The organism is Frigoribacterium sp. CFBP 13707 (assembly GCF_014842245.1).
GTDB lineage: Bacteria > Actinomycetota > Actinomycetes > Actinomycetales > Microbacteriaceae > Frigoribacterium > Frigoribacterium endophyticum.
The window spans coordinates 1-1252 of record NZ_JACYVL010000033.1 but is presented as its reverse complement, the minus strand read 5'-3'; the positions used below and the strand labels follow the sequence as shown (position 1 = coordinate 1252).

At 64.9% G+C, this 1252-nt stretch carries 2 protein-coding genes and 1 pseudogene; all 3 read right to left on the bottom strand.

The window, feature by feature from the left end:
* Positions 1-23: 23 nt before the first annotated feature.
* Entirely contained in the window at positions 24-521 is a 498-nt protein-coding gene (locus tag IFT45_RS16635) for a helix-turn-helix transcriptional regulator (RefSeq protein ID WP_056059200.1), read from the bottom strand.
* Positions 522-679: 158 nt separating this feature from the next.
* Positions 680-880 (bottom strand): hypothetical protein, encoded by a 201-nt coding sequence (locus IFT45_RS16630; RefSeq protein ID WP_192046388.1) that lies wholly within the window; start codon positions 878-880, stop codon positions 680-682.
* Between the two features lie 105 nt (positions 881-985).
* A pseudogene (locus tag IFT45_RS16815) lies at positions 986-1252 on the bottom strand (CPBP family intramembrane glutamate endopeptidase); the annotation flags it as partial.

Sequence of the window (1252 nt, the reverse complement as noted above, 5' to 3'; positions counted from 1 at the left end):
GATCCCCTATCGGGACGCTGTGCCTACCTGCTCGTCGCCTCGTCCGTGGTGGCACGGGAGAGGGGATAGGCGCGGTCCAGGCGCGGGCTGAGGACGACGAGGAACAGGAACATCGACAGCAGCCACCCGGCGACCCAGTAGGCGGGAATCGAGAAGATCGCGACATTCGGCACGACGTCAGCGGCGACTGCGACGACCACGGCGATCGTGAAGAGCACGCCCACCCCGTAGTACAGGGCTCGGAAGCCCTCCTCGACACGGCCCCGCCGTTCCTGCTGGCGACTCGTCCGGTCATCGAGGGCGGTGACCGAGCGGCCGTAGTCGTCCGAAGCGACGGTGACGAAAAGCTCGCGGACCGGAACACCGAACGCCTTCGCCACCCGCGACAACGTGTCGAGGCTCCCGTCGTTGCCCGCCTCGAGCCTCTGGACGGTACGGACGGTCACACCGCTCTCGTCTGCGAGGCGTTCCTGGGTCCAACCCATCTGGGTCCGGAGATCGACGATCCGTGTCTCATTCATGAACCTCACACTAAGAACGACCGGCGCCGAGGTCCACGACACCGACCCGACAGGCACCCGACACCTTCGCGACAGAGCACCTCGGGGCACCCGGCCCCATCAAGGCCGCAGCCGCAGCCAGCGGTCTCAGATTGGGTCTATCAGCGATCGGCTATCGCCTATCGGGCGTCCGGATCGCGCTTGAGGATCCGGGCATTGAGGTAGATCGTGATGAGTGCGCCGCCCAGCGTGAAGTACATGCCGGTGTGGGAGCGATCAACCACCAGCAACGTCACTGCCGCGATAGCCACGAGTGACGCGGCAATCAAGAAGAACAACGCTAGGGATCGCTTCGAGCTTTGACCGCCGTCGGTATCCATGCTTCTACGCTCTCTCGCCAGAGGGCCAGCGTCAAGAAACCGCCCGCGTTGTCGCGACCTCCTGATGGCTATCGCCCCCGTTGTCGAGGCCGTTTCCGCTCGGTGTCACAGGGAATCAACTGCCCTCGGGCTAGCTGCCGGTAGGGACGCAGGGCCTGCTGCCTGGCCGCGGATGAAGAAGAAGGCAACGATGCCGACCACGATGATCGAGATGTTCCCCGCATCTGCCACAGCCGAGACGGGGCTGCTGGCTGGCCACGACGCTTGGAGGAACACCCCAAGGTCGAACGTCGTGTGCAGGAGGATCGGCCAGATCACATTGCCGGTGACTCGGAGCGCCAGGTAGAAGCAGATCCCCGTCCCGAACGCCAA